The organism is Bauldia sp., assembly GCF_965232525.1.
GTDB lineage: Bacteria > Pseudomonadota > Alphaproteobacteria > Rhizobiales > Kaistiaceae > Bauldia.
The window spans coordinates 3,605,680-3,631,384 of the sequence record NZ_OZ246980.1 but is presented as its reverse complement, the minus strand read 5'-3'; the positions used below and the strand labels follow the sequence as shown (position 1 = coordinate 3,631,384).

Annotated in this window: 24 protein-coding genes; 19 read left to right on the top strand and 5 right to left on the bottom strand. The window is 62.3% G+C overall.

Going from position 1 to position 25,705, the window contains the following annotated elements; all coding sequences use genetic code 11:
• The first annotated feature begins 75 nt into the window (after window positions 1-75).
• The 3 genes from ACO076_RS17240 to ACO076_RS17230 are packed head-to-tail and all read left to right on the top strand — an operon-like array spanning window position 76 to window position 3,582.
• Complete coding sequence (locus tag ACO076_RS17240) at window positions 76-1,587, top strand: hypothetical protein (RefSeq protein WP_421724052.1); 1,512 nt, start codon at window positions 76-78, stop codon at window positions 1,585-1,587.
• A complete protein-coding gene (locus tag ACO076_RS17235; RefSeq protein ID WP_421724051.1) occupies window positions 1,577-2,545 on the top strand; it encodes a glycosyltransferase family 2 protein in 969 nt (322 codons plus the stop codon). Before ACO076_RS17240 ends, ACO076_RS17235 begins: the two co-directional genes overlap by 11 nt.
• An 11-nt stretch (window positions 2,546-2,556) precedes the next feature.
• Window positions 2,557-3,582, top strand: coding sequence for a hypothetical protein (locus ACO076_RS17230; RefSeq protein WP_421724050.1), 1,026 nt, complete (start codon window positions 2,557-2,559; stop codon window positions 3,580-3,582).
• A 102-nt stretch (window positions 3,583-3,684) separates the two neighbouring features.
• Here ACO076_RS17230 and tyrS read toward each other — a convergent pair whose 3' ends face one another.
• The gene (gene tyrS, locus ACO076_RS17225) at window positions 3,685-4,911 is read right to left on the bottom strand and encodes a tyrosine--tRNA ligase (protein WP_421726763.1); all 1,227 of its coding nucleotides are present in this window, start codon (window positions 4,909-4,911) and stop codon (window positions 3,685-3,687) included.
• Between the two features lie 126 nt (window positions 4,912-5,037).
• Between tyrS and ACO076_RS17220 the strand changes: the two genes are divergently transcribed.
• Entirely contained in the window at window positions 5,038-6,135 is a 1,098-nt protein-coding gene (locus ACO076_RS17220; protein ID WP_421724049.1) for an anhydro-N-acetylmuramic acid kinase, read from the top strand.
• Window positions 6,136-6,754: 619 nt separating this feature from the next.
• Window positions 6,755-7,744 carry an aldo/keto reductase gene (locus tag ACO076_RS17215; protein ID WP_421724048.1) on the top strand — a complete coding sequence of 330 codons (990 nt, stop codon included), beginning with the start codon at window positions 6,755-6,757 and terminating at the stop codon, window positions 7,742-7,744.
• Here the strand turns inward: ACO076_RS17215 and ACO076_RS17210 are convergent.
• Window positions 7,741-8,394, bottom strand: coding sequence for an alpha/beta hydrolase (locus tag ACO076_RS17210; RefSeq protein WP_421724047.1), 654 nt, complete (start codon window positions 8,392-8,394; stop codon window positions 7,741-7,743). The two genes, ACO076_RS17215 and ACO076_RS17210, sit on opposite strands and share 4 nt — an antisense overlap.
• Window positions 8,395-8,660: 266 nt before the next feature.
• On the opposite strand from ACO076_RS17210, the gene ACO076_RS17205 reads away from it, so the two are divergent.
• The 14 genes from ACO076_RS17205 to sufA all read left to right on the top strand — a co-directional run bounded on the left by ACO076_RS17205 (window position 8,661) and on the right by sufA (window position 21,392).
• Window positions 8,661-9,305 carry an FMN-binding negative transcriptional regulator gene (locus ACO076_RS17205; RefSeq protein ID WP_421724046.1) on the top strand — a complete coding sequence of 215 codons (645 nt, stop codon included), beginning with the start codon at window positions 8,661-8,663 and terminating at the stop codon, window positions 9,303-9,305.
• Window positions 9,306-9,952: 647 nt separating this feature from the next.
• Window positions 9,953-11,407: a DUF6077 domain-containing protein gene (locus ACO076_RS17200; protein ID WP_421724045.1), complete on the top strand. Its 1,455-nt coding sequence runs from the start codon at window positions 9,953-9,955 to the stop codon at window positions 11,405-11,407.
• Between the two features lie 76 nt (window positions 11,408-11,483).
• On the top strand, window positions 11,484-12,659 hold the full coding sequence (locus ACO076_RS17195; protein WP_421724044.1) for a cysteine desulfurase family protein: 1,176 nt from the start codon (window positions 11,484-11,486) through the stop codon (window positions 12,657-12,659).
• A gap of 50 nt (window positions 12,660-12,709) precedes the next feature.
• Complete coding sequence (gene sufB / locus ACO076_RS17190) at window positions 12,710-14,179, top strand: Fe-S cluster assembly protein SufB (protein WP_421724043.1); 1,470 nt, start codon at window positions 12,710-12,712, stop codon at window positions 14,177-14,179.
• The gene (locus tag ACO076_RS17185) at window positions 14,176-14,550 is read left to right on the top strand and encodes an ADP-ribosylation/crystallin J1 (protein WP_421724042.1); all 375 of its coding nucleotides are present in this window, start codon (window positions 14,176-14,178) and stop codon (window positions 14,548-14,550) included. Before sufB ends, ACO076_RS17185 begins: the two co-directional genes overlap by 4 nt.
• Window positions 14,551-14,572: 22 nt before the next feature.
• Entirely contained in the window at window positions 14,573-15,073 is a 501-nt protein-coding gene (locus ACO076_RS17180) for a cupin domain-containing protein (RefSeq protein ID WP_421724041.1), read from the top strand.
• A 60-nt stretch (window positions 15,074-15,133) separates the two neighbouring features.
• Window positions 15,134-15,358: a hypothetical protein gene (locus ACO076_RS17175; RefSeq protein WP_421724040.1), complete on the top strand. Its 225-nt coding sequence runs from the start codon at window positions 15,134-15,136 to the stop codon at window positions 15,356-15,358.
• A gap of 57 nt (window positions 15,359-15,415) precedes the next feature.
• Window positions 15,416-16,168 carry a Fe-S cluster assembly ATPase SufC gene (sufC, locus tag ACO076_RS17170; protein ID WP_421724039.1) on the top strand — a complete coding sequence of 251 codons (753 nt, stop codon included), beginning with the start codon at window positions 15,416-15,418 and terminating at the stop codon, window positions 16,166-16,168.
• Between the two features lie 10 nt (window positions 16,169-16,178).
• Window positions 16,179-17,495 (top strand): Fe-S cluster assembly protein SufD, encoded by a 1,317-nt coding sequence (gene sufD, locus ACO076_RS17165; protein ID WP_421724038.1) that lies wholly within the window; start codon window positions 16,179-16,181, stop codon window positions 17,493-17,495.
• Complete coding sequence (locus tag ACO076_RS17160; RefSeq protein WP_421724037.1) at window positions 17,492-18,739, top strand: cysteine desulfurase; 1,248 nt, start codon at window positions 17,492-17,494, stop codon at window positions 18,737-18,739. Before sufD ends, ACO076_RS17160 begins: the two co-directional genes overlap by 4 nt.
• A gap of 23 nt (window positions 18,740-18,762) precedes the next feature.
• Entirely contained in the window at window positions 18,763-19,140 is a 378-nt protein-coding gene (locus tag ACO076_RS17155; protein WP_421726762.1) for an SUF system Fe-S cluster assembly protein, read from the top strand.
• Between the two features lie 658 nt (window positions 19,141-19,798).
• Window positions 19,799-20,218 (top strand): VOC family protein, encoded by a 420-nt coding sequence (locus tag ACO076_RS17150; protein WP_421724036.1) that lies wholly within the window; start codon window positions 19,799-19,801, stop codon window positions 20,216-20,218.
• A 53-nt stretch (window positions 20,219-20,271) separates the two neighbouring features.
• Entirely contained in the window at window positions 20,272-20,871 is a 600-nt protein-coding gene (locus tag ACO076_RS17145; RefSeq protein ID WP_421724035.1) for a hypothetical protein, read from the top strand.
• A gap of 134 nt (window positions 20,872-21,005) precedes the next feature.
• On the top strand, window positions 21,006-21,392 hold the full coding sequence (sufA, locus tag ACO076_RS17140) for a Fe-S cluster assembly scaffold SufA (RefSeq protein WP_421724034.1): 387 nt from the start codon (window positions 21,006-21,008) through the stop codon (window positions 21,390-21,392).
• Between the two features lie 52 nt (window positions 21,393-21,444).
• On the opposite strand, the gene ACO076_RS17135 is transcribed toward sufA, so the two are convergent.
• From ACO076_RS17135 to parE, 3 genes are all read right to left on the bottom strand, one after another.
• The gene (locus ACO076_RS17135; protein WP_421724033.1) at window positions 21,445-22,815 is read right to left on the bottom strand and encodes a DEAD/DEAH box helicase; all 1,371 of its coding nucleotides are present in this window, start codon (window positions 22,813-22,815) and stop codon (window positions 21,445-21,447) included.
• A 198-nt stretch (window positions 22,816-23,013) separates the two neighbouring features.
• Complete coding sequence (locus ACO076_RS17130; protein ID WP_421724032.1) at window positions 23,014-23,460, bottom strand: hypothetical protein; 447 nt, start codon at window positions 23,458-23,460, stop codon at window positions 23,014-23,016.
• A gap of 106 nt (window positions 23,461-23,566) precedes the next feature.
• Window positions 23,567-25,618, bottom strand: a complete 2,052-nt coding sequence (parE, locus tag ACO076_RS17125; RefSeq protein ID WP_421724031.1) for a DNA topoisomerase IV subunit B — start codon at window positions 25,616-25,618, stop codon at window positions 23,567-23,569.
• Between the last annotated feature and the right edge of the window lie 87 nt (window positions 25,619-25,705).

Sequence of the window (25,705 nt, the reverse complement as noted above, 5' to 3'; positions counted from 1 at the left end):
GCTGTCGCTGGCTTGCTCGGTACCCGTGATAGCCGATCGTGGGCGGCGGAGAACGACCGAAAGCAAACGAGCGCCATGACGTTTGCCAACGCATCTACAAACCAAGGCGAGGAGCGGCCATCGCTCCTGCTGCAGTACGTCCTTCTGATTGCGGTGGCGGTCCTGTTGCGGACCATTTTCACCGCTCCCGTCGAAACCGGCGGCGATGCCGTGAGGAAGTGGAACCTGGTCGGGCGGTTGCTCGACGGCGAGGCGTTCTCGGCGCTGCTTCAGAATCATCAGACCGCCCGTTGGGCCATCAATTTGCCTGCCCTCGGGTTTGCTGAGTTGTTCGGGTGGAACCTGACAACGTATTTTGCGATCGGGATTGTGCTATTCGCCGTATTTTTGTGTTTATCGGCTTTCTATCTTCGCAAGAGCGGATATGGCTTCATCTATTTTGCCTTTTTTGTAATTGTTTTGTTCGCCGATCCGATGTTTTTCCGCTCTACCGGTCAACTGCAACCCTTCATTTTTGTTGCGGTGTTCATGTTGGCCCATGCTTATTTTGTCGAGCGCGGTGTTCAATCGCAATCGCAAGTCTCCTACGCCTCAGCGGCCTTGTTTATCTTCCTTGCGTACGGCGCCAAGGAAACCGCAGTCTTTTTCGTTCCGGCTTCATGTGCGTACGTCCTGATCGCGATGGGCTTCCGGCGCGGGGTGAACACGCTGCTGTGGATCGGCTTGTACGGTGTTTTGCTCGTCCTCATTGAGTACGCTGTGATCAACATCCTTGCCGGCCGGTGGGTGCCTCTGGGGCGGCTGGACCTGCTCGACAGGCACTGGGGGAACATGCAGAGGCATGCCGACGGCTTTGCGTTTGGCGAGTTGTTCAATTCGTGGCGTCAGCTACCTTTCTACACAGCGGTTCTCTTCGTGGCCGCATCGGCGAGCACGGCTTATGTCGCGTGCCGCTCTTGGATGGCGCGGACGATGAATCCGCTCATGCTTCCGATCTTTTTCTTCCTCTCTTTTGCGTTCTTCCAGACATTTGCAATCAGATCGCTGGACCCGCTCGTAACGTTTTCTCCGCCTCAGGCAAAGTACCTCGCGGACCTGGTGCCGTGGGCATGTTTCGCTATAGTGGCCGCCGCCGCATTGCTGATCTCCGATATTTCGGATCGGCAGATGGCGCGACGGGTCTGGCAAGCGCTCATCGGATCGGCATTGGCGATTTGTGTCGCCGCGCTGCTCTTCCCCAACCAGTATTGGGGTCATCCCAAAGCCCGGGCATGGATATGGCATGGGGACGACACAATGGCGTTCGTTCGCGACCTGGTCGACTCCGGCGTGCCGATCACCGATCTAGGCGGGCACCGTGGTCCGCGGGTGTCACGCACCGTTCTCGGGGGTATTCTGGGACGCGACCTTAAAACGATTCAAGCCGAAGGCAGGAAGCGGTTTCTGCTGGTGCCGAACGAAGCTGGCAAGACCCCGGACATTGTGGACGGATTTTGCATTGACGGGACCGCCATGAAGTACGGCCTTTACGTGACTAAGTGTCGGCTGAGGGAATCGGAACAATCGACTCGTAACGATGCTGAATAAGCTGATCATCCAGATCCCGTGTCTGAACGAGGCCGAAACGCTACCGACGACGCTGGCCGACCTGCCCCGCCAGGTCGAGGGATTTCGTGAGGTCGAGTGGCTGGTCATCGACGATGGGAGCACCGACGACACGGTTGCGGTCGCTCACCAACACGGGGTCGATCACGTGGTCGCGCTTGGTCACAATCAGGGGCTGGCGCGAGCATTTATGGCGGGCCTCGAGGCGAGCCTCAAACTCGGGGCTGATGTGATCGTCAACACCGATGCTGACAACCAGTATGCTGCCGGTTCCATCCCCGACCTTGTACGCCCAATCATCGCAGGCGAGGCGCTGATGGTCCTCGGCGCGCGGCCGATTGCCACGATCGAGCACTTCTCACCGGCCAAGAAGATACTGCAGAGGCTCGGGAGCCGGGTCGTTCGCCTGGCCAGCGGCATCGATGTTGTCGATGCGCCCAGTGGTTTCCGCGCGATCCACCGGGACGCTGCGCTCAGGCTCAACGTCTTCAGTGCGTATACCTACACGTTGGAAACACTGATCCAGGCCGGTCGCAAGAACATCCCCCTCGCGGTCGTTCCGATAGAGGTGAACGGATATCTGCGCCCGTCGCGGCTTGTTCGGAACATCCCGTCTTACATTTGGCGGTCGATCATCACGATCATACGCATCTTTGTTATCTACAAGCCGCTGCGATTCTTTGGATTGTTGGCTCTGATCATTTCGGTTCCAGGTTTCCTAGTGATCCTGCGATTCCTCTACTTCTTTGCTATCGGCGAAGGCGGCGGACACATCCAGTCGTTGGTGCTAGCGGTCGCTCTGCTCACTCTTGGTGGCCTTCTGGCGGTGAGTGGCCTGATCGGTGAGCTCATTGGCACCAACCGAAAGATCCTTGAAGAAGTTCGCACGCGCGTTCTGCGCCAAGAAGTTGAGCGAGCCCGAATCGATGTTGGCGAATGAGTCCGAGTTGAATGCCGGATGATCCGCAGATCGCCGGCGGCTTCGACGGTAATCAGGTGACGGACAACGGCGATCCCAGGTCGGCCAGCATCGCGGGGCGGTTCGGCGCTTACTTCCGAAGACCGGCGACGCGACGCGCGGTCATTGTGGTCGGACGAGTCGTCACGATCATAGCGGTCCTATTCGTTGCCTATCAGGTTTGGCTGCAACTCGCCGCGCTCGGAGAATTTCTTCAGCCTTCCTTCCTCATCGGTCTTTTGGCCGCTGCGATCGCATATGGAGGCTGCGCGGCACTTCTTGCCATTGCCTGGAATCAAACACTGATGATGTCAGGACATCGGCTCTCGCTCGAGGATGCGGTCTCGATCTACGGACGATCCCACGTCTTGAAATACCTGCCGAGTAATGTCCTGCATCTTGTCGGGCGGTATGCCATGCTCCGCGATCGGGATGTCGAACACCGTACAATCCTGAGTTCAACCGCGGCGGAAATTGGTCTTTCGGTGGCTGTCGCTGTTTCGATTGCCGCAGTACTGGGCGGCACGGTTCTCGTCGAGAACCTTGACATCGCCGGACTGAGCGAGGGGATGATGACCGCGGCGATTGTCGCCGTGGTGCTGATCACCTGCGGCGCCGTCTGGGCGCTTGTCGTGCTTGGCTCGCGGGGGCGTTTCCGCTTGCTAGGCGATGGCGGGCCGCGAGCGGTCGCGACGATCGCCACCTACGTCGTTTACTTTTTGCTGTTCGGCGGTGTCACCGCGGTGATTGCCGTGGCGGGGGGCGTTTCGGTCGACGGCAACAGTTACCTGGCGCTGGTCGGCATCGCGGCGGCGGCATGGGTGGTGGGGTTGGTCACGCCCGGTGCGCCGGCGGGTTTTGGCGTCCGCGAGGCGGTGATGATCGTCGCGCTGGAGGAAACATCGTTCGCCGACGAGGCGCTCCTCATCGCATTGGGGCTCAGGGTGGCAACACTGGCCGGCGACGCCCTGTTGTGGGCGGTCGCGGTCCTCGTCGAGCGACGACAGCCGCGGGCCTAAATACGTCGGATCGGATGATCGATCCGTCGCCTCAGACTCCTATCCGGAGGCGATGGCCTGATCAGCGGCCGCGCCAGTCATCCTGTAAGCGGCAACCGCAACTTATTGTGGCTTCACCAGCACATGCTTCTTGCGGCCGTGCGAGAGCTTGATTACGCCGTCGCGCAGCAGATCGGCGGTAACCGTCGCCGTCTCGTCGGTGATGACGTCGTCATTCAGCCTTAGGCCACCACCGCGGATCGCCCGTCGAGCCTCGCCGTTGGACGACATCAGTCCGGCTCTGACGAATAGCGCGAGGACGCCGAGCCCGGTATCGAGATCGCCCGCCGGCACGGTGATCGTCGGCAGGGCATCGGCGAGCGCGCCCTCCTCGAAGGTGCGTCGCGCCGCCTCGCTCGCTTCCTCCGCCGCCTTCCGGCCATGAAGGAGGGCAGTTGCCTCGTCGGCAAGCGCTTTCTTGGCGTCGTTGATCTCCGCCCCTTCGAGCGCCGCCAGACGGGCGATCTCGTCGAGCGGCAGCTCGGTGAACAACTTCAGGAATCGCTCAACGTCGGCGTCCTCGGTGTTCCGCCAGAACTGCCAGTATTCGTAGGGCGAGACCTGCTCGGCGTTCAGCCAGACGGCGCCGGCGGCGGTCTTGCCCATCTTGGCCCCCGAGGCCAGCGTGACCAGCGGGGAGGTGAAGGCGAACAGCTCGACGCTGTCCATCTTCCGGCCAAGGTCGATACCGGCGACGATATTGCCCCACTGGTCGGAGCCGCCTAGCTGCAGCCGGCAGCCGAACCGGCGGTTCAGCTCGACGAAATCGTAGGCCTGCAGCACCATGTAGTTGAATTCGAGGAACGACAGGTGCTGCTCCCGGTCCAGCCGAAGCTTGACCGAATCCCGCTGGATCATCTGATTCACCGAGACGTGGCGGCCGACCTCGCGCAGAAAGTCGATGTAGTTCAGGCGCGTCAGCCATTCGGCGTTGTCGACCATCAGCGCGTCAGTCGGGCCCGACCCGAAGGTGAGAAACCGGTCGAACACCTGGCGGATGCCGTTCTTGTTGGCTTCGATCTCCGTCTCCGACAGGACCTTGCGGCTTTCGTCCTTACCGGTCGGATCGCCGACACGAGTGGTGCCCGAGCCCATCAACGCAATCGGCTTGTGTCCGGTGCGCTGCATCCAGCGCAGCATCATGATCTGCAGGAGGCTGCCGACATGCAGGCTCGGAGCGGTGCAGTCGAAGCCGATATAACCGGTGACCGGTCCCTTGACCGCCAGGGCGTCGAGCCCCGCCAAATCGGAACACTGATGGAGGAAGCCGCGCTCTTCGAAAACGCGCATGAGGTCGGAGGTCGGCACCGGATATCGTCCCTGGAGTTTCGATAAGCCATGGCCGGCGCGGTGGCCGGCGATGCGCGAAGGCGTATAACAGGGGCGAACGCAAAGTGCACCTCAGGAGTCACGCGCTTGGCAGATGGATCGATGCGCACCGTCCTCGGCATGATGAGCGGGACGTCGATGGACGGCGTCGACGTGGCTGTCCTCGTCACCGACGGCGAAACGGTAGGCGGGTTCGGACCCACCCACTTCCGTCCTTATGACGAGCGTGAACGCGCCATTCTCCGCCAGGCGCTTGCGACGGCGCGAGATGTCGACGACCGAACCGCGCGGCCGGCGGCCTTGGCGGAAGCCGAGCAGGTTGTCACCGACGCGCACGCCGAGGCGGCCGAGACGTTGACCGGTGCTGCGGCGGTCGATCTCGTTGGCTTCCACGGCCAGACCGTATTCCACGCGCCGGAACGGTATCTCACCATCCAGATCGGTGACGGCGCAGCGCTCGCCACGCGACTTGGGATGCCGGTGGTGCACGACTTCCGCGCGGCGGACGTAGCGGCCGGCGGGGAGGGAGCGCCGTTCGTGCCGGTGTACCATCAGGCGCTGGCGGCGAAGGCCGGACTCGCCGGCAACGTGGTGGTCGTCAACATCGGCGGGGTCGCCAACATCACCCGGATCGGCGCCGACGGGCGCCTGACCGCTGGGGACACCGGGCCGGGCAACGCCATGATCGACGACTTCGTCCGGGAACGGACAGGCGCACCGATGGACGCCGACGGTCGTTTGGCGGCGCGCGGCACGGTCGACCAGTTTGCATTGGACGCGCTAATGGACGAGCCGTGGTTCCTGGAACCATTGCCCAAATCCGTCGATCGCGACGCTTTCTCCGCTGGCCCGGTGCGGCTGCTGTCGACCGAGGATGGTGTGGCGACCCTGGCTGCGTTCACCGCCAGCACCATCGCCGGCGCGATCGCCGACGCGGGCGGGGCCGAAATCGTCGTTATCTCCGGCGGCGGCGCGCGCAACCCGGTGCTGGTCGCGATGATCGGCGCCGCTACCGGGGCGACGGTGAAACGCGCGGCGGAGCTCGGCTGGGACGGCGACTTCGTCGAAGCCCAGGCGTTCGCCTATCTCGCGGCGCGCAGTCTGCGCGACCTGCCGCTCAGTCTGCCCGAGACCACGGGCGTTGAGCGCCCAATGCTCGGAGGGGTGGTTACCGATCCGGCCTGACCGACGCTCGGGGCCGGCCGGCGGGCGCCGGTTGTTAGGTCGCCTGGGGGATCGGGCCCTTGCCCAGGAGGAATCGGTATTGATCCTGGTCGACCAAGTTTCGGCGATCCTGGTAGCGCGCGAACTATTGTTCCGCGGCACCGCCTTCTGGCCGAGTGACAAAGGTCACAGCGCCTTCGGCCACGAACATATACCAACGAAAACCCGAACGAACATGACAGTTCGGTGAAGGTGGAGATCGGCAATGTCTTTGGAAACAGAAAGACGCCTGATGGCGTTAGCGGCGGCCCGGCCCTCGACTGTCCGCGCCTTTTTCTTTAGCAGCTATACGCGGCGTGTCATCGGGAGCCTTCCCGAGCACCTGCTTCTCGATATCGGTTATAGCCGTAATACAGAGGGCGTCGTTCAGCCGGTTGCCGGCTGAAGGCACTAGCACAGGGCGAGCAGGAACACTGCTCGCCTTTCGTTTGAAACAGCCTCGATCCGCGCACGACGACGCGCTCGCCTGTCCGTTTCAATTCTGAAACGACCTTTCAATCCATAGCCTTCCGAGAGTCGTTCCCCTCCCGCATGCTTGCGAGAGAGCATGTCTGGACTCGGCGAACTCGGGAGAGCCTTGATGACAACGATTACCCTCTGGGATGGAGCCGCGATCCCGCGACTCGGCATGGGATGCTGGGCAATTGGCGGGCGATTCCACGCTGGCGGCCAGGAACTCGGATGGGGTGAAGTCGACGACGGCGAATCAATCGCTGCGATTCGCCGGGCGGTGGATCTGGGCGTCCGATACTTCGATACAGCCGATGCCTACGGAACCGGCCATTCCGAGGAGATTCTCGCCAAGGCCCTGGGCGGCGTCAGCGAGCCGATCGTCGTCTCGACCAAGTTTGGCAACACCTTCGATCGAGCCAACCGGGAGCTGACCGGCCCGTCGGCCGAGCCGGCGTATGTTCGTCAGGCGATCGACGGGTCTCTGGCGCGATTGAAGCGGGACCGGCTTGATCTCGTCTTCTTTCACCTCAACAGCTATCCGGTTGCTGATGCGCGACCGGTGTTCGACACGCTGGCGGAGCTTCGTGTGGCCGGCAAGATTGACGCGTTTGGCTGGAGCAACGACGAGGTCGACGGGGCCCGCGCGTTTGCCGATATGAACGGCTTCGTCAGCGTCCAGTACGATATGAACCTGTTCCGACCGGCGGAAGCGATGTCGCGGTTCATCGAGGAAGAGAACCTCATCGGTGTGGCCCGGCAACCGCTGGCGATGGGGCTCTTGTCAGGGCGCTTCGGACGGGGCGGCGGAGGGTTCTCAACGACCGACATTCGTGCGGCCGGGCCGGAGTGGCTGACCTACTTCGTCGACGGCCAACCAAGCCCAGCGCTTCTCGCAAAGATCGACGCGATCCGCGACCTGATCACCAGTGACGGCCGTACGGTGGTTCAAGGGGCGCTCGGTTGGATCTGGGCGAAGTCGCCTCGAGTCATCCCAATCCCGGGGTTCCGTACGGTTGCCCAGGTCGAGGAAAACGTAGCGGCGCTGGAGAAGGGGCCGCTGCCGGAATCGGTTGTGACCGAAATCGACGCGGTGTTGGCCCAACCGGCGGCCGCCTAAGCCGCGTCGATCATCTTCTGGCGCATGTCGATATAGTCCGCGCAGCGCTCGAGCAGTTCGTCGACATGATCCTCGAAGAAGTGGTTGGCGCCCGGAACGATCTGCTGATCGATGGTGATGCCCTTCTGGGTTTTCAGCTTGTCCACTAGCGCCTGCACGTCTTTCTGGGGGACGACACGGTCGGAGTCGCCGTGGATGATCAGTCCCGAAGACGGGCAGGGGGCGAGAAACGTGAAATCGTGCAGATTCGCCGGCGGGGCGATGGAGATGAAGCCTTCGACTTCCGGGCGGCGCATGAGCAGTTGCATGCCGATCCATGCGCCGAACGAGAAGCCGGCGACCCAACAGCCGCGCGCCTCTGTGTGAATCGATTGGATCCAGTCGAGGGCGGCAGCGGCATCGGAGAGTTCACCGGCGCCGTGATCGAATTCGCCCTGGCTGCGGCCGACGCCCCGGAAATTGAACCGCAGGACGGCGAAGCCCCGCTTCGCGAACATATAGAACAGCTGATAGGCGACCTGATTGTTCATCGTGCCGCCGAACTGGGGATGCGGGTGGAGGATGATGGCGATCGGGCCATTCTTCTGCTTGGCTGGCTGGAACCGGCCTTCCAGGCGGCCAGCCGGGCCGGTGAAGATAACCTCTGGCATTCAGCGTCTCTCTAGTCTGTCGGCGCGCCTTGAAAGGCGGAGGCCAGCCCGATCGACGACGATCACGGCGCGTTAGCCGGTGAAGTCGGACCGCGGCGGGTGAAGCGGAAGCGTGTCATATCACGACCCCAGGGGGCGATTTCAAGGAAAGCGTGACGTCGGTGGGGCTTTTGGAGTCAGGGTAGCGTTTGGAAGACGCGCCCGGTTGCGTCTAGGTTCGGCGTCTCGTCCATCCTTATGCCAAGCGCAAATACGAGACTTCGCCAATGTTTCAACCAAGCCATCACCGGGAAACCGATATCGGCCGCCAGCACGCCCTTATCCGCGACAATCCGCTCGGTCTGCTGGTGACGGTCGGGTCAGATGGGCCGGAGGCGAACCCGATTCCCTTCGTCCTTGACACCGATCGCGGGCCGTTCGGCCGGTTGCGCGGCCATCTCGCCCGGGCCAACGATCAATGGCGCTCATTCGACCCGAGCTTTGACGCACTGGTCGTCTTCCAGGGACCGGACGCATATGTGACGCCGTCCTGGTATGTGACCAAGGCCGAGACCGGGAAGGTCGTGCCGACCTGGAACTATGCCGTCGTGCAGGTCCGCGGTCCGCTGTGCGTCATCGACGACCGGGCATGGCTGAGCGATCAGATTGGTGCGCTGACCAGGCAACAGGAAGAAAGCCGGCGCGAACCGTGGCAAGTGTCGGATGCCCCGGAACGCTTCGTCGAGGCGATGAAGAACGGCATCGTTGGGGTGGAGATTGAGATCAGGCGGATCGAGGGTAAGTGGAAGGTGAGCCAAAACCGGCCGGCGGCGGATCGCGCCGGTGTCGTGAACGGGCTTCGCACCGAAGGCGGGTCGGATGATCTGGCGATGGCGGAGCTTGTCCAAGATGCGCGGATCGAGCCGCGTTAAGTACGCTTAGTTGGCACGCCTCCCGACTGCCGCGAAGTAACACGACGGCAATGAACGGGGGCTCTTAGTTGGACACGTCTGCCGTCAAGACCGGTCGTCGGCCGAGTGTCGATTCCGCAGTGGCCTTTGCGGTCATGTTCTGTGTCATCCCGTTCGCGATCTGGACGGTTTCGAACCATGTCTCCGGGTTTTTGGGGATTTCGTGGGGGACATTGAGCCTCGGTTTCCTGATCGCACTTCCGGTCGTCCTCATACTGTCGTATTTCGCCGCGACGGCGTTTGCCGATTGGCTTTGCCCGTCGCTCGTCGACACTGAGCGGCCGACCGGTGTCGAAAGCCCCAAAGTGATGGCGGTGCTCGTTGTCGCCGGCATCGCGATCATCCTGATCGAGGACTATGCGCTCCGATATGGGATTGCGATCGTTGGTCTCGCGGCAGTCTGGCTGACGTCTCGCGTAAAGATTGAGGAGCCAGCGGCCCGTCGGGACACCCTATCATCGCTCTCCGATCGCTGGGCGGCTGTCCTCCTTGCGGTCTTCGCCCTCGTTGCCGTCTGCGTCGTTCTGTTCGTCCACCGTCCTAACCGGGACGACACGAGCTTCCTGCAAATCCCCATCCAAACGCTGCTTCATCCCGACCGGCCGGCGATGTCGTTCGATATGGCGCTCGGTCCGATCACGGAGCCGTTCCGGTTTGCCGCGTATCGGATCGCGTCATATGAGACGGCGGTCGCCTTTGTCAGCGAGTGGACGGGTCTTTCGCTGCTTCCTGTCTACTACCTCCTCGTCCCGGCATTCACGGCGGTTGTTTCGATCGGCGTTACATTTCTGTTCGCACGTTGGTTTCTGCCACGCGGTCTAGCGGTCGCGGCCACGGCGGTTTTCCTCTTGATCATGCTCGCCTGGGGCGACTCCAGTATCACTTACGGCACGCGGGTCTTCGTCCGCCTCTTTCAGGGAAAGGGGCTGATCATCGCACTGACGGTCCCGTTGACTATCGTCACCGGTCTGTTGCTGCTGCGATCTCCGTCGATCGGGAAAGTAGTCATCCTGTCGATGGTCCAGGTCACCACGCTCGGTGTGTCATCCTCCGGATTGCCGATCGTCTTTGTCACGACGGCAATTGTCGGCGTTGCGGCTCTACAGCCAAGCATCGGTCGCGTGCTGCAGCTGTGGCTGACCCTCGGCGCGACGTTGATCTATCCAGCTCTAGCGCTGGCCTGGCTCACCCTCGGCAATGAGTCCAACGTGGCGTTGAGTGAGATCGGATCCCGCCGGCCAATCAACACGGCCCTGGGCTTTGGTTTACGCGAAGCTCTGGCTTTGATCACGCTTCTGATCGGAATGGCGGCCGTGGGAGAGCGACAAACAACACGTGAGTACCGGGCTCTGGTGGCCGGTACGCTGGCCTTTGCCCTCAATCCCTGGCTTGCCGAGTTCGCGGCTTCGATCGCATCGCGGAATATGAGCTGGCGCCTAGCCTGGGCTTCGCCAGTTCCGCTGCTCATGAGCGTTGCCCTCGTTGCTGCCGCCGGTGGCCTCATGTGGCGAACCACCTCGCGCCGATGGATCGGCCCCGCAGCAGCTGCGTGCGCTGCCGTAATCTTGATCGTTTTTATCGCGGCGGGGCGATGGACCATTGCGCCCGGTGGCCGCGTTGCATGGAAGGTGCATACCGCGAAGCTCGATGCGGAGTACTATGCGGTCGAGCGAGCCATGCGGAAGATCGAAAAGCTGGAGCTGGACGGGTCCATTCTTGCGCCAAGCGCGATCGCTGCGTGGATTCCTGTCACCGCGCCGGGAAAGCACCTCGTGATGCCGGGCCGAAGCTATCCGTCGATGTATCAAACGGTGATGGCGCCCGAGGAATTCGCGGAACGCAGGCAGCTGTACCGGGCAATCAACGCAGACCAGCCTGACCTCGAGAAGCAGGCGGTTCTATTGCGCAAGTACGATGTAGGGACGATCATCATTCCACGTGGCATCGAGGCGGCCGATCTCTTGCCGGGAGCTGAACTCGATGGGTTGCTAATGCGAACACACCCTTGGAAGGGCCCATTTGATATCGTCGAGATCGATTGGAAGGAACCTGAAGATCGATAAAGAGTTCCAAGGCGACTTCAATGGTCGGTATCCGCGACCGAAATCATAAAATAGCGGCAAACGGTCAAAGCCTAAAATGCAGCGCCTCTATCTCGACTACAACGCCACCGCACCCCTGCGGCCAGAAGCGCGTGAGGCGTTGGTTGCGGCGCTGGAAGAGGTCGGCAACGCGTCGTCGGTGCACGCAGAAGGGCGGGCAGCGCGCCAGCGGATCGAGACCGCACGGCAACAGGTGGCCGCTCTCGTCGGCGCCGATCCGAAACTGGTGACCTTCACCAGCGGCGGCACCGAAGCCAACACCACGGTGGTGGCGCCCGACTGGCGCTTCGGGGCGGAGCCGCATCGCGTTAACTTTCTGCTCGTCGGGGCAGCCGAGCATGTGTCGGTGCTCGCCGGTGGACGGTTCGCACCGGAGAAGGTGCAGGCAATCGCGGTCGACAGCGATGGGCTGATCCAGATGGACGGCTTGCGCCGGACGCTCGAAGCGCTTGCGGCGGAGGAGGCGAGGCCGATGGTTTCGGTGATGCTCGCCAACAATGAGACAGGCGTCATCCAGCCGATCGCCGAAATCGCCGACTTGGCCCATGGGGCCGGGGCGATCGTCCACACCGACGCCATTCAGGCCGTAGGCCGCATCCCGGTCGATATCGCCGCGCTCGGCGTCGACGTGCTCACGCTGTCGGCCCACAAGATCGGCGGACCGCAGGGGGCGGGTGCGATTATTCGCGCCAACGACGCTCTGACCTTTCCGCCGCTCCTGCTCGGCGGGGGACAGGAATCGCGATTGCGCGGGGGTACCGAGAACGTGGCGGCGATTGCCGGGTTCGGTGCCGCGGCTGAAGCGGCGTCCCAGGACTTGACGCTGGTCGATACCTGGTCCGCCTGGCGCGACCGGCTGGCAGCGGTCATCGGTGAAGGCGGGCCACCCGCCACGGTGTACGGTGCCGGCGCGCCACGTTTGCCTCAGACTTTGTGTGTCGGGGTCGACGGGATCGCTGCGGAAACATTGGTGATCGCACTCGATCTGGAAGGAGTCGCGGTGTCGTCCGGGTCGGCATGTTCGTCCGGCAAGGTCGCACCGAGCCACGTGCTGGCGGCGATGGGCGTCCCGCCCGAGGCGGCAAAAAGCGCAATTCGCCTGTCATTGGGCTGGGAATCCGACGAAAACATATTAGATTTGTTCCAGACGCGGTGGCGGCGTGTGCTAGAAACGATCACGCGAAAACCGCAGCGGGCGGCTCCGGCCGCCTGACCAGCTCGACCCGCGGCCCTTGAAACCGCAGTGGATGGAGTGAACGAGAGATGCCAGCCGTCAAGGAGACGGTCGATGCCGTGCGCGGCATCGACGTCGATCAATACAAATACGGATTCGTTACAGACATCGAAACGGAGAAGGCGCAGATCGGCCTCTCCGAGGAGACGATCCGTTTCATCTCGGCCAAGAAAAACGAGCCCGAATGGATGCTCGAATGGCGGCTCGGTGCTTATCGCCGCTGGCTGACCATGACCGAGCCGACCTGGGCGCGGGTGCATTATCCCAAGATCGACTTCCAGGATATCTACTACTATTCGGCGCCGAAAACCGCCGAGGGTCCGAAGAGCCTCGACGAAGTCGATCCTGAGCTGCTCGCCACATACGAGAAACTCGGCATTCCGCTGCGCGAGCGCGAAGTACTGGCCGGGGTTCAGGGTGCGAAGGTCGCGGTCGACGCGGTGTTCGACTCCGTGTCAGTGGTTACCACCTTCAAGGAAGAGCTGAAGAAAGCCGGCGTGATCTTTTCGTCGATTTCGGAAGCAGTCCGCGATCATCCGGAGCTTGTCCGGAAGTATCTCGGCTCCGTGGTGCCGGTGACCGACAACTTTTACGCGACCCTCAATTCGGCGGTGTTTTCCGACGGCTCGTTCGTTTACGTGCCGGAGGGCGTGCGCTGCCCGATGGAGCTCTCCACTTATTTCCGCATCAACGACCGGCAGACCGGCCAGTTCGAGCGGACCCTGATCATCGCCGAGAAGGGATCGTACGTCTCGTATCTGGAGGGCTGCACCGCGCCGATGCGCGACGAAAATCAACTCCATGCGGCGGTGGTCGAACTGGTCGCCCTCGACGATGCCGAGATCAAATACTCAACGGTCCAGAACTGGTATCCCGGCGATACCGAAGGCAAGGGCGGTGTCTACAACTTCGTCACCAAGCGCGGCGACTGCCGTGGCGACCGGTCGAAGATTTCGTGGACCCAGGTGGAGACCGGTTCCGCGATCACCTGGAAGTATCCGAGCTGTGTGCTCCGCGGCGACGACTCGATCGGCGAATTCTATTCGATCGCGGTGTCGAATGGCTATCAGCAGGTCGACTCCGGCACCAAGATGACCCACCTCGGCAAGAACACCAAGAGCCGCATCATCTCCAAAGGGATTGCCGCGGGTAAGTCGCAGAATACCTATCGCGGCCTGGTCACCAGCCATCGTAAGGCGACGGGCGCTCGCAACTACACCAACTGCGACTCGCTGCTGATCCGCAATCAGTGCGGCGCGCACACGGTGCCCTACATCGAAGCCAAGAACGCGACGGTGACGTTCGAGCACGAGGCGACCACGTCGAAGATCTCCGACGACCAGCTGTTCTACGCCCGCAGCCGCGGCCTCGACGACGAGGAGGCGGTGGCGCTCATCGTCAACGGCTTCGTCAAGGACGTGATCCAGCAGCTGCCAATGGAGTTTGCGGTTGAAGCGCAGAAGCTGATCGGTGTCAGCCTCGAGGGCAGTGTGGGATGACCGCGACTGAGGCCGACGCGATGGTCCCTTACCGGCCTGTCGGACCTAAGGAACTGAAGCTGATCGAGGAAAGCTGCTTCTCGGGGTTTCCGCCGCGGCTACCAGAACAGCCGATCTTCTATCCGGTTACCAACGAGGCGTATGCAACCCAGATCGCCCGGGATTGGAACACGCGCTTTGGCTCGAACGAAGGTTTCGTGACTCGCTTTACCGTGAAGCGGACGTTTCTGGACCAGTTCGATCGCAAGATCGTGGGTGGTCGTGAGCACGAGGAATACTGGATTCCGGCTGAGCGACTAAGGGAGTTCAACGATAACATCGTCGGAAAGATCGAGGTCATCGCACACTTTGTGCGGGAACCGACCGGCTAAGTGACGATGCTGAGGGTGTCCCATGGATGCTGAGAAACCCGTGATCAATCTTGCCGACGTTGCATTGCGCGAAAACGGTAATGGCGATGCATTCGTGGCGAAGATAGGCAGCTTTGCCCACCAGATCGGCTCGACCGGGATCGGCTGTATGCTGCACGAAGTGCCACCGGGCAAGAAGGCGTTTCCCTTCCACAATCATCACGCCCTCCACGAACTGTTCTACGTGCTCGAGGGCGAGGGGACGTATCGCTTTGGCGACAAGATCTATCCGATCCGCGCCGGCGACGTGCTCGCTGCACCCGCGGGCGGACCGGAAATGGCGCATCAGATCATCAACACCGGCGACAAGCCGTTGCGCTATCTCGGCATTTCGACGATGGCCGACACCGAGGTGATCGAATATCCCGACTCGGGCAAGTTCGCCGCGATATCACGCTCCGATTGGAACCATCCCGAGGCCGGCGGCATCCGCTTTGTCGGACGCGCGGAGAACGCGCTGGGTTACTGGGACGGCGAAACATGACGGCGGTAGCGGTGACCGGTCAGGTTCGTTTGGCGACCATGGGATTGGGGGGCGGCGACAGTGTTCGATTTTCTCGAGCGGTTCGTAGGCTTCCTGTTCCGACTCGTCGCCGACGCCTTGATGGATTGGTTGCTGCCGAGCCTGTGGCCGACCCGCGGGTTGTCGATATCGCAGTGGTGGCGCGAGAAGACGTTAGTCGGGCAAGCCGCGACCGTCATCCTCTGGGGCCTGATCCTCTACATCGTCGCGATCCTGGTGATCGGGCTCTCCGGGGGGTTTGGATAGGCCGACCGAGCCCGTCCCCGATCGCAGCGAACCACGTCACAAGGACACCGAACACCGATGCCGATGCTTGAAATCCGCAACCTGCATGTGACAGTCGAGGACCGTGAAATCCTGCGCGGTATCGACCTCGACCTCAACGCCGGCGAGGTGCACGCGATCATGGGGCCGAACGGCTCAGGCAAATCGACGCTTGCCTATGTACTCGCCGGACGCGACGGCTATGAGGTCACCGACGGGACCATCACCTTCGACGGCAAGGATCTGCTCCAGATGGAGCCGGACGAGCGGGCGGCGGCCGGCGTCTTCCTCGCCTTCCAATATCCGGTGGAGATCCCGGGCGTGGCGACGATGACGTTTCTGAAGGCGGCGCTGAATGCGCAGCGCAAGGCGCGCGGCGAGGACGAATTGTCGACGCCAGACTTCATGCGCAAGGTGCGTGAAGTGGCTGAAGCCCTTAACGTCACACAGGAAATGCTGCGCCGTCCGCTGAACGCCGGGTTCTCGGGTGGCGAAAAGAAGCGGAACGAGATCCTGCAGATGGCGCTCCTGCAGCCATCGCTCTGCGTGCTCGACGAGACCGATTCCGGTCTCGATATCGATGCGCTCCGCCTGGTCGCTGACGGGGTCAATCAGTTGCGATCACCGGACCGGGGCATGCTGGTGATTACCCACTATCAACGGCTGCTGAACTACATCGTGCCTGACTACGTCCACGTGCTTTCTGGCGGCAAGATCGCCCGCTCCGGCGGCAAGGAACTGGCGCTGGAGCTCGAGGAAAAAGGCTACGCCGAGTTCACGGCGGCAGCGTGAGGTTAGCAGCATGACAGCAGACACCCGCCCTCGCCGCACCGAAGCCGAAGAGGAAATCGCTTCTGCCTATGTTGCCTCGCGTAAGCGCTTTCCGGGCGATGGCCGTGTTCGCGCGGCGCGCGACGCGGCGTTTTCCCACTTTGAACACGCAGGCTTGCCGAACCGGCGGGTCGAGGCGTGGAAGTACACGGACCTCCGCGCGCAGATGCGGTCCTTCGCGCCACTGGCACCGGATACGGAGTCGCATGTCGGCACCGCCAGCGATCCGATCGGCGCGCTTGACCGGGCCCGTGCCATCATCGCCAATGGCCGCTACCGACCGGAGCAGTCCGACCTCGCCGGTCTCGATGGCGTGACGGTCGAGGCGTTGTCGGACGTGCTTGCCAGCGCACCAGAACGTGTTGGGCGCCTGTTCGACGATGGCGACGACGTGGTGATGGCGCTCAACACGGCGCTGATGCTCGGTGGTGTGGTGGTGACGGTGGCTCCCGATGCCAGGCCGTCACGGCCGCTGGAGCTGGTGTATCGTACGATCGGGGACACGCCGATCACCGTAGCGAGCCGTGCGGTCGTGTCGGTCGGAGCCAACGCGTCGGTGCGCATGGTCGAAAGCCATGCGGGTCCGGACGGCCTTGCTTATCAGGTCAATACGCTCACCGAACTCGACATGGATCACGGCGCCCGAGTGGCCTGGGCGCGGGTTCAGGTGGAGAGCGAGGCGGCTCAGCATCTGGGGAGTTTCGTCGCCCGCATGGGGCGAGATACGACGCTCAATCATCTCTCGGTCAATCGCGGTGCCGCTCTGGCCCGGTGGCAGGCCGCAGTGCATGTCGGTGGGAGCGGTGCGTCGGCGGGCTTCTCGGCGGCGACGATGCTGTCCGAGACCGAACACAGCGACAATTCGCTCGTTGTCCGTCACACGGCGCCGCATTCGGTCAGCAACGAACTGTTCAAGAACGTGGTCGACGACCAGGCGACCGGCGCCTTCCAGGGGATGATTGCCGTCGATCAGGAGGCCCAGAAGACCGACGCCAAGATGATGACACAAGCGCTGCTTCTGTCGAATGAGGCTCAGTTCGCGTCGAAGCCGGAGCTCGAGATCTTCGCCGACGACGTTCGCTGTGGCCATGGCGCGACCGCCGGTGAGATCGATCCGTCGATGCTGTTCTATCTGATGTCGCGTGGACTGCCGCCGGCAGAGGCGGAGCGGCTGCTGATCGAGGCGTTTCTCGACGACGCGATCGATGCACTCGGTGACGATGCGATCGGCGATGCGCTGAAGGGCATCGTCGCCGGCTGGCTGGCACGAAGGGGGGCCGTCGCGTGAACGCGCCCGCCCGCATCGATGCCGCGCCCTATGACGTCGAAGCGATCCGGCGCGACTTCCCGATCCTGTCGCGGACGGTCTACGACAAGTCGCTCGTCTATCTCGACAACGCCGCGTCGGCGCAGAAACCTCAAGCGATGATCGATGCGGTCGCTCAGGCCTATGGGGACGAATACTCCAACGTTCACCGTGGCTTGCACTATTTGTCTAACGTCGCGACCGAAAGGTACGAGGACGCCCGCGAGACCGTTCGCCGCTTCATCAATGCGGCGCGGATCGAGGAGGTCCTGTTCACCCGCAACGCCACCGAGGCGATCAATCTCGTGGCGTCGTCGTACGGCGGGGCGGAGATCGGCGAAGGCGACGAGATCGTGCTGTCGATCATGGAGCACCACTCCAACATCGTGCCGTGGCATTTTCTGCGCGAGCGAAAAGGGGCGGTGCTGAAATGGGCGCCGATCGCCGACGACGGTACCTTCCTGCTCGACTCGTTCGAGGACCTGCTGACCGACCGCACGCGGATCGTCGCGATCACCCACATGTCAAACGTCACCGGCACCGTGGTGCCGATCAAGGAGATCTGCCGGATCGCGCATGCCCGGGGAATCCCGGTGCTGGTCGACGGTAGTCAGGCGGCGGTGCACATGCCGGTCGATGTCCAGGACCTCGACTGCGACTTCTACTGCTTCACCGGGCACAAGCTCTACGGGCCGACTGGGATCGGCGTCCTTTACGGCAAGTACGACCGGCTAGCGACCATGCCGCCCTATATGGGGGGCGGCGAGATGATCGCCGAAGTCAGCGAGGACACAGTGACGTATGCCGCGCCGCCTCATCGCTTCGAGGCCGGTACGCCGCCGATCGCCCAGGCGATCGGGCTCGGTGCGGCGATCCGCTATGTCGAAGGGATCGGCCGCGACAACATCGCGTCCCACGAGGCGTCGCTGCGCGAATACGCCATGGAGCGCTTGTCGCAGATCAACAGCCTGACCATCTACGGGACGACCCGTGACAAGGGTGCGATCGTGGCGTTCAACATGGAAGGCGCGCACGCCCATGACGTGTCGACCATTATCGACCGGGAAGGTGTAGCGGTTCGCGCCGGGACCCATTGCACCCAGCCGCTGCTTGCTCGCTATGGTACGACGGCGACCTGCCGGGCATCGTTCGGCCTTTACAATACCCGCGCAGAAGTGGACGCTCTGGCCGAGGCGCTGCAGAAAGCACAGGCGTTTTTCACGTGAGTGAGACGATGGAAGATCAGCCGATGGACACCACCGCGACGGAAACGACGACTGTCGAGCCGCCGGCAACCGAGTCAGCGCTTCCCGCCGACGAGTTGAAGCGCCTGACCGAGGATATCGTCGCAGCGCTGAAGACGGTCTACGATCCCGAAATCCCGGTCGACATCTACGAGCTGGGCCTGATTTATCGCGTCGATATCGACGACGACCGCAACGCGACGATCGACATGACGTTGACCGCGCCCGGCTGTCCGGTGGCCGGCGAAATGCCGGGTTGGGTGGAGAACGCGGTGAGCCTGGCACCGGGTGTCGGCATGGTTACGGTCAACATGGTGTTTGACCCGCCGTGGACTCCGGAGCGGATGTCGGACGAAGCCAAGGTCGCCCTCGACTGGTATTGACAACTTGATAGACGTCGATGAGGCTAAACTCGGCTCTTTGTTTGCTCAGATTGCTGCAGCGGCTGCGCATCACGATCCTTTGCTGCATAAGCAGTGGATTGACGTTTCGTATCGGATGGCGGGTAGCTCTCCGCCCTCTCTCCTGCTCCCAAACGTACAAAGAACAGGCAGGCTAGACGGGATTCTGCGATGCCTGGAAGCAGGCTTTCACAGCGCAAATCAAGAAGACCCGAACAACTGGCATACCGAGATACTGAGTATGTTTTCAGCTTATTGGATATCGGGAGCCTATGAATGCGTTCGAGTGGTTCTGACATGCTCATCCTCTAGTGCGAGCGACCCTCTCAGGGAGCTATTCCGGGAACTTGAGCTAATTAGGGTACCACTGTGGAAGGGGCAGATTGCAGGGGACAAGAAGCTGGGAGGACGAAAGGCGTATTTCGTTCCTTCCCCAGCCAGCGGCTCCGACGAAGTTTACATATATGATCCTAATGATAAGCGCCGTGGACATATCATGCCATCAGGTTTCTCTGAGCGTGGGTCGGCAATTTGGCGTGCGTTCGATCCAAAAAGCGAAGCCGAGCGTGATATTGAGCGCAGGGCGCTGTCTGATCGAATACTAGCTTTATATTGTGCGATACCCCCGGCGGGAGAATAAATGCCCACAATCAACGGTGTCCTTGAAACTTGCCTCTACAGCGACGACGTGCCGGCGGCACGGGCGTTCTACGAGCGCGTGTTCGGCTTCACTGCGATGACCGAAGAGGATCGGATCGTCGCCCTGGATGCCGGCCCGGGGCACGTGTTCATTCTGTTCGCCCGCGGCGGGACGACCGAACCCGTCCCGGTGTTCGGCAGCTTCATCCCGCCCCATGACGGCAGCGGTCCGCAGCATTTCGCCTTCGCCATTGACGCCGGCAGCTACGACGCCTGGAAGGCACATCTCGCGGATGAGGGCGTCGCCATCGAGAGCGAAGTCGCCTGGCCGGAAGGTGGCAAGAGCCTGTACTTTCGCGATCCCGATGGACATCTCGGCGAACTGGCGACGTCTGGCATCTGGCCTAACGATCAGGGTTGAACTCCGACAGAGCTGACCCAAACCGATCGGATGACTAGAAACGCGTCAATCCAATGGCAGGCGACGACACACACTTGACCGCGTTTCTCATCCTCGGACCCGAGGGGTCGGGCAGCGCATTCATAGCAAAGACGATTTCATACGCCATCGGGCACTGTCGCCGCTTCGGCGAATGGCATGGCCACGGTTACAACAGCGACCTAGGCAGCGAGACGATGGTTCTCCACCGCTCGTTACCCCACAAGGATCCGAAGGTCGGGTATCGGAGGGAGGACGGCACGCCGACCACGCGAGAGGAGCGTAAGAGGTTCCTTACGACGTTTGATGAAGCAAAGCGGGAACTGCCGGGTTACCGGACGATAAACACCATATTGACGACCCGCGATCGCCATATATCGATTTATGGGAAGCGAAAGCGGTTCGGAGGCTCACTCGCTGAGAATGCGCGCGATTTCGAGGTTGCCGCTCCATTGTTCGCCGCCGTCGTTGCCGACGATTCGACGTTCATCTGGAGCTACGAAACGATGCTTCTGATTGGAGCACCTTACTTCCACCGCCTGTACCGCTTCTTCGGCATAGAGAGCGAGTTCGTGCCTGAATTTCACGACGGGAACCGGCCTTACATCATCGATCCCCATGAGGATGAGGCCTAACCCTAACCCTTGATGGCCGCTTTTGCCGACGACCTAACTATGACGCGGTTTCAGATGGCTTGTTTTTGAGGGCCAAAAGGCACATTTTCAGTACTACTCTTCGATTGAGGCTGAATCGGCCCATGGAGACGATCATGACGAGTTCGCGCCCCCGCCCTTCAGTGCTCCGTTTGACAGAAGCCGCGGCCGCGCGCGTCCGGGAGTTGACCGAGAACGCCGAGCGGCCGCTTTCGGGGGTGCGCGTCGGTGTCAAGAAAGGCGGCTGCGCTGGCATGGAGTACACACTCGATGCCGTTGAATCGCCGGAGCCGAACGACGACGTGGTCAACGAGCACGGTGCATCGGTTTACGTCGATCCCCAGGCGGTGCTGTTTCTGCTCGGTGCGGTGATGGACTACGAGACGACCAAGTTGCGCTCGGGATTCATCTTCCAGAATCCAAACGAAGTGTCGTCTTGCGGCTGCGGTGAGTCCGTGATGCTGAAACCGGCAGAAGCCGACGAGACCGGCGTTCCGGCCTGAAGCGAATCAACCGCTAAACGTCTTTCGGGGGGGCGCGTGAACCGGCGTCAGCTTACGACGCGGGTCGGACGGATTTCAGCAGAAACTGCGGGACGTGATCGCTGAGGCCGAACGGAACCGGCTTGTCCTCGACCTCGGACCGTTGGCGGCCGCGCCGCGGCTGGTCGTCACCGGACCGCCGCTTTGACGACTTCTTCGGCTTCTCGGATGTGCCATTGGCGGCGGGTTCTTCAGCCTCCGCAGATTTCGCTGACTTGCGGGTGCGTTTGCCGTAGCGCGACGCCGCCATTTCTTCCGACGCTTCGACCTCCAGCGTCTCGATCGGCTGACCGGTCAGTTTCTCAATGGCGCTGACGTACTTCTTGTCGACGGGCGTGGCGATCGTGATCGACGTTCCCTTGCGCCCCGCTCGTCCCGTACGGCCGATGCGATGGACGTAGTCTTCCGGATGGGTCGGGACGTCGAAATTGTAGATGTGACTGACCGCGGGAATATCGAGACCGCGCGCGGCGACGTCACTGGCAACCAGGATGGTGATCTTGTTGTTGCGGAAGTCGTCGAGGGTCGCCATGCGCGAGCGCTGATCCATGTCGCCGTGGAGCGCACCGGCGGAGAAGCCGTGACGAGCCAAGGAGCGCTGGAGGATGGCGACATCGCGCTTGCGATTGCAGAAGACGATAGCGTTGGTGAGGTCGTCGGCTTTCTTGATGAGGGCACGCAGCACCGCACGTTTGTCGGCCGGTTCACGACCGGCCCGAACGAGGTATTGCGAGACGGTGTCGGCGGCCGTCGCCGGTTTCGCGACCTCGACCCGAACCGGGTTCGAGAGGAACGCGTCGGCGAGGCGCTGAATCTCGGGCGGCATGGTTGCCGAGAAAAACAAGGTTTGGCGGGTGAAAGGCAGGAGCTTGCAGATCCGCTCGATGTCCGGGATGAAGCCCATATCGAGCATTCGGTCGGCTTCGTCGATCACTAGGATCTCGACACCGCTGAGCAGGAGATTGCCGCGCTCGAACAGGTCGAGCAGCCGACCGGGCGTGGCGATCAGGACGTCGACGCCGCGGTCAAGTTTCTTGAGCTGGTCATCGAACGACACACCGCCGATCAACAGGGCGACGGTCAGTTTGTGATTCGCGCCGTACCGCTTGAAGTTCTCCTCGACCTGGGCGGCGAGTTCGCGAGTCGGCTCGAGGATTAGCGTGCGCGGCATCCTTGCCCGCGCCCGCCCACGCTCCAGCATGGTCAGCATCGGCAGGACGAACGAGGCTGTCTTGCCCGTACCGGTCTGGGCGATGCCGAGCACATCCCGCCGTTCTAGGACGCGTGGGATCGCCTGTTGCTGGATGGGCGTCGGATCGGCGTATCCGACCGCCTCCACCGAGGTGAGAACCTTCGGGCTTAGTCCGAGTTCGGAAAATGTCATCTTTGCTTTGTTCAGCTCGGCCCTTGGCCGGAGTCTGACGGAACGGTCTGCCGCGAACTGGACCGCCAATGGATAACGACGAGCGGCAACATAGGATAAACGGCCGGAGTGTCAACGATTACGGGAATTTAATGTCGGCGCGAGGTAAACGGCAAAGCACTTCCAGGTGCAGTCTGATCGGTTTAGGTCGGCAAGCCGCTAGTTCGTCGCCGGGCCGAAACGGTAATCGGTCGGCGAGAAGAGGTGGAGCTCATAGGTCTCATCGAATCCGTCGGCGGGGTTCACCGTCTCGATATAGACCGACAGGCCGTCCGAATCGGACTCGGAGATGTAGTCGATGATATCGAGTCCAAGATCGGCGAGCTCGGTGATCTCAACGGAGTTATCGACCATCGCCTGGCCGTCGTTGCCATACGCGATCCACTGCACGAACAGGCGCGCGGTTGGCGGTTCGCCGGCGGTCCGCGTCACCACGATGCGATAAGCGCCGGATCGCTCGCCATGTTCCCAAGAGCCGCCAACCCGCATGTCCTCGATAGAGCCGGGGATCGTAGAGACCGAGTCGGCAAGGTCGTCGCCGAATGCGGGGCCGGCCAACCCGACCCCGACGCTAAAGCCTGTGATCAACGCATACTTCCGGTACATCTCGCCCTCCGACGACGGTCAGCCCAGACAAAATAGCGGAACCGGGGCGCACGTCTAGCAGGCACGACCGGTGAACGCCACCCGCTAAGGCTCTACCCTGGCATGGCTATATGTCGAGGTCGTCGGCGAACGCGGCGCGCTCCTGAATGAAGCGAAAGCGCTCCTCCGGCTTGTTGCCCATCAGGCTGTCGATCGTAGCACCAGTAGCGTCATCCTCGACGATCGCAACCCGCAGCAATGTGCGCTTTTCCGGCGCCATTGTGGTCTCCTTGAGCTGGCCGGGGAGCATCTCGCCGAGGCCCTTGAACCGGCCAATCTCGACCTTGCCCTTGCCGTTGAACGTCGTGATCAATTCATCGCGATGGCGGTCGTCGCGGGCGTAGAGCGTCTTGCCGCCCTGGGACAGGCGGTAAAGGGGGGGCACCGCCAGGAACAGGTGCCCGTCGCGGATCAGATCCGGCATCTGGCGAAAGAAGAAGGTGATCAGCAACGACGCGATGTGGGCGCCATCGACGTCGGCGTCGGTCATGATTATGACCCGTTCGTAACGCAGATCGTCGTCGCTGTAGCGGCCGCCGGTGCCGGTGCCCAGCGCCTGGATAAGATCGGCGAGCTGCTGATTCTGCGCGAGTTTGTCGCGCGCGGCATTGGCGACGTTAAGAATCTTACCGCGAAGCGGAAGAACCGCCTGAGTGGTCCGGTTTCGCGCTTGCTTGGCCGAGCCCCCAGCCGAGTCGCCTTCGACGATGAAGATCTCCGTGCCCTCCCTGCCGCGGGCAGAGCAATCGGCCAGCTTGCCGGGCAGTCGCAGTTTGCGTGCGGCGTTCTGGCGACCGATTTCCTTCTCCTGCCGGCGGCGCAGCCGCTCCTCCGCCCGATCGATCACCCATTCCAGCAAGCGGGTCGCTTCCGTCGGCGAGGCGGCGAGCCAGTGATCGAAGGGGTCCCGGATTGCGGTTTCGACGATCCGAGTGGCTTGGGCTGTGGCGAGGCGATCCTTGGTTTGGCCCACGAATTCCGGCTCGCGGATGAACACCGACAGCATCGCCGCAGCCGAGGTGGTCACGTCGTCGGCGGTGATGATCGAGGCGCGCTTGATTCCGGTCAGTTCGCCATGAGCTTTCAGGCCTTTGGTCAGGGCGCTACGCAGGCCGGCCTCATGCGTGCCGCCGTCGCCAGTGGGGATGGTATTGCAATAGGAGCGAACGAAACCGTCGCCCGGAAACCAGGCGACAGCCCACTCGACGGCGCCATGACCGCTCGCCTTGTCGGTTCGTCCGGCAAACATGGGCACGATGGTCTTCTGCTTGCCGAGCTCGGCGCCGAGATAGTCGGATAGCCCGCCTGGAAAGTGGAACTCGGCCCTCTCCGGAACGTCCGTGCCCGTCACGACGCCAGCGTCGCATTGCCAGCGAATTCGCACGCCGCCAAACAGATACGCCTTCGATCGGCTCATGGCGAACAGGCGCGCCGGCTGAAACGCGGCACCCTTGCCGAAGATCGCCGGGTCGGGCCGGAAGCGAATGCGGGTGCCGCGGCGGTTGTGGACTTCGCCGACCTCGTCGAGCGCTCCGTCAGGGGCGCCCTGACGGAATGTCTGACGATAGAGGCGGCGCCCGCGGGCGACCTCCACCTCAAGCGACTCCGACAGAGCGTTGACGACCGAGACACCGACGCCGTGCAGCCCGCCGGAGGTGTCGTAAACCTTGGAGTCGAACTTCCCGCCGGCGTGGAGGGTGGTCATGATCACTTCCAGCGCCGACTTCGACCTGAACTTCGGGTGCGGATCGACCGGGATCCCGCGCCCGTTGTCGGTTACAGTGACGAATCCGTCGGAATCGAGGTGGACGTCGATCGCGGTCGCGTGTCCGGCCACCGCTTCGTCCATGGCGTTGTCGATGACTTCGGCGAAGAGGTGATGGAGGCCCTTTTCGTCAGTCCCGCCGATGTACATGCCCGGACGGCGACGGACCGGCTCCAGCCCCTCGAGCACTTCGATGTCGGCGGCGGAGTACCCGGCCTCCGCGGAAACGGTTGTCCGCTCACCCTTGCGACCGCCGCGACGGGCGTGACGACGCCCGGTCTTGGCGGACGATTCACGTTTTGGTTCGTCAATGGTGGAGAAAAGATCGTCGGAAGGCTTGGCTTTAGCAGGCATCGGGGCTCGGTTTGGTGGTGCGGCGCGATCGCGAATCACGCTCAGTTTGCCATCCGCATTCCGGCGGCGCGAGGGCACCCTGTTGTC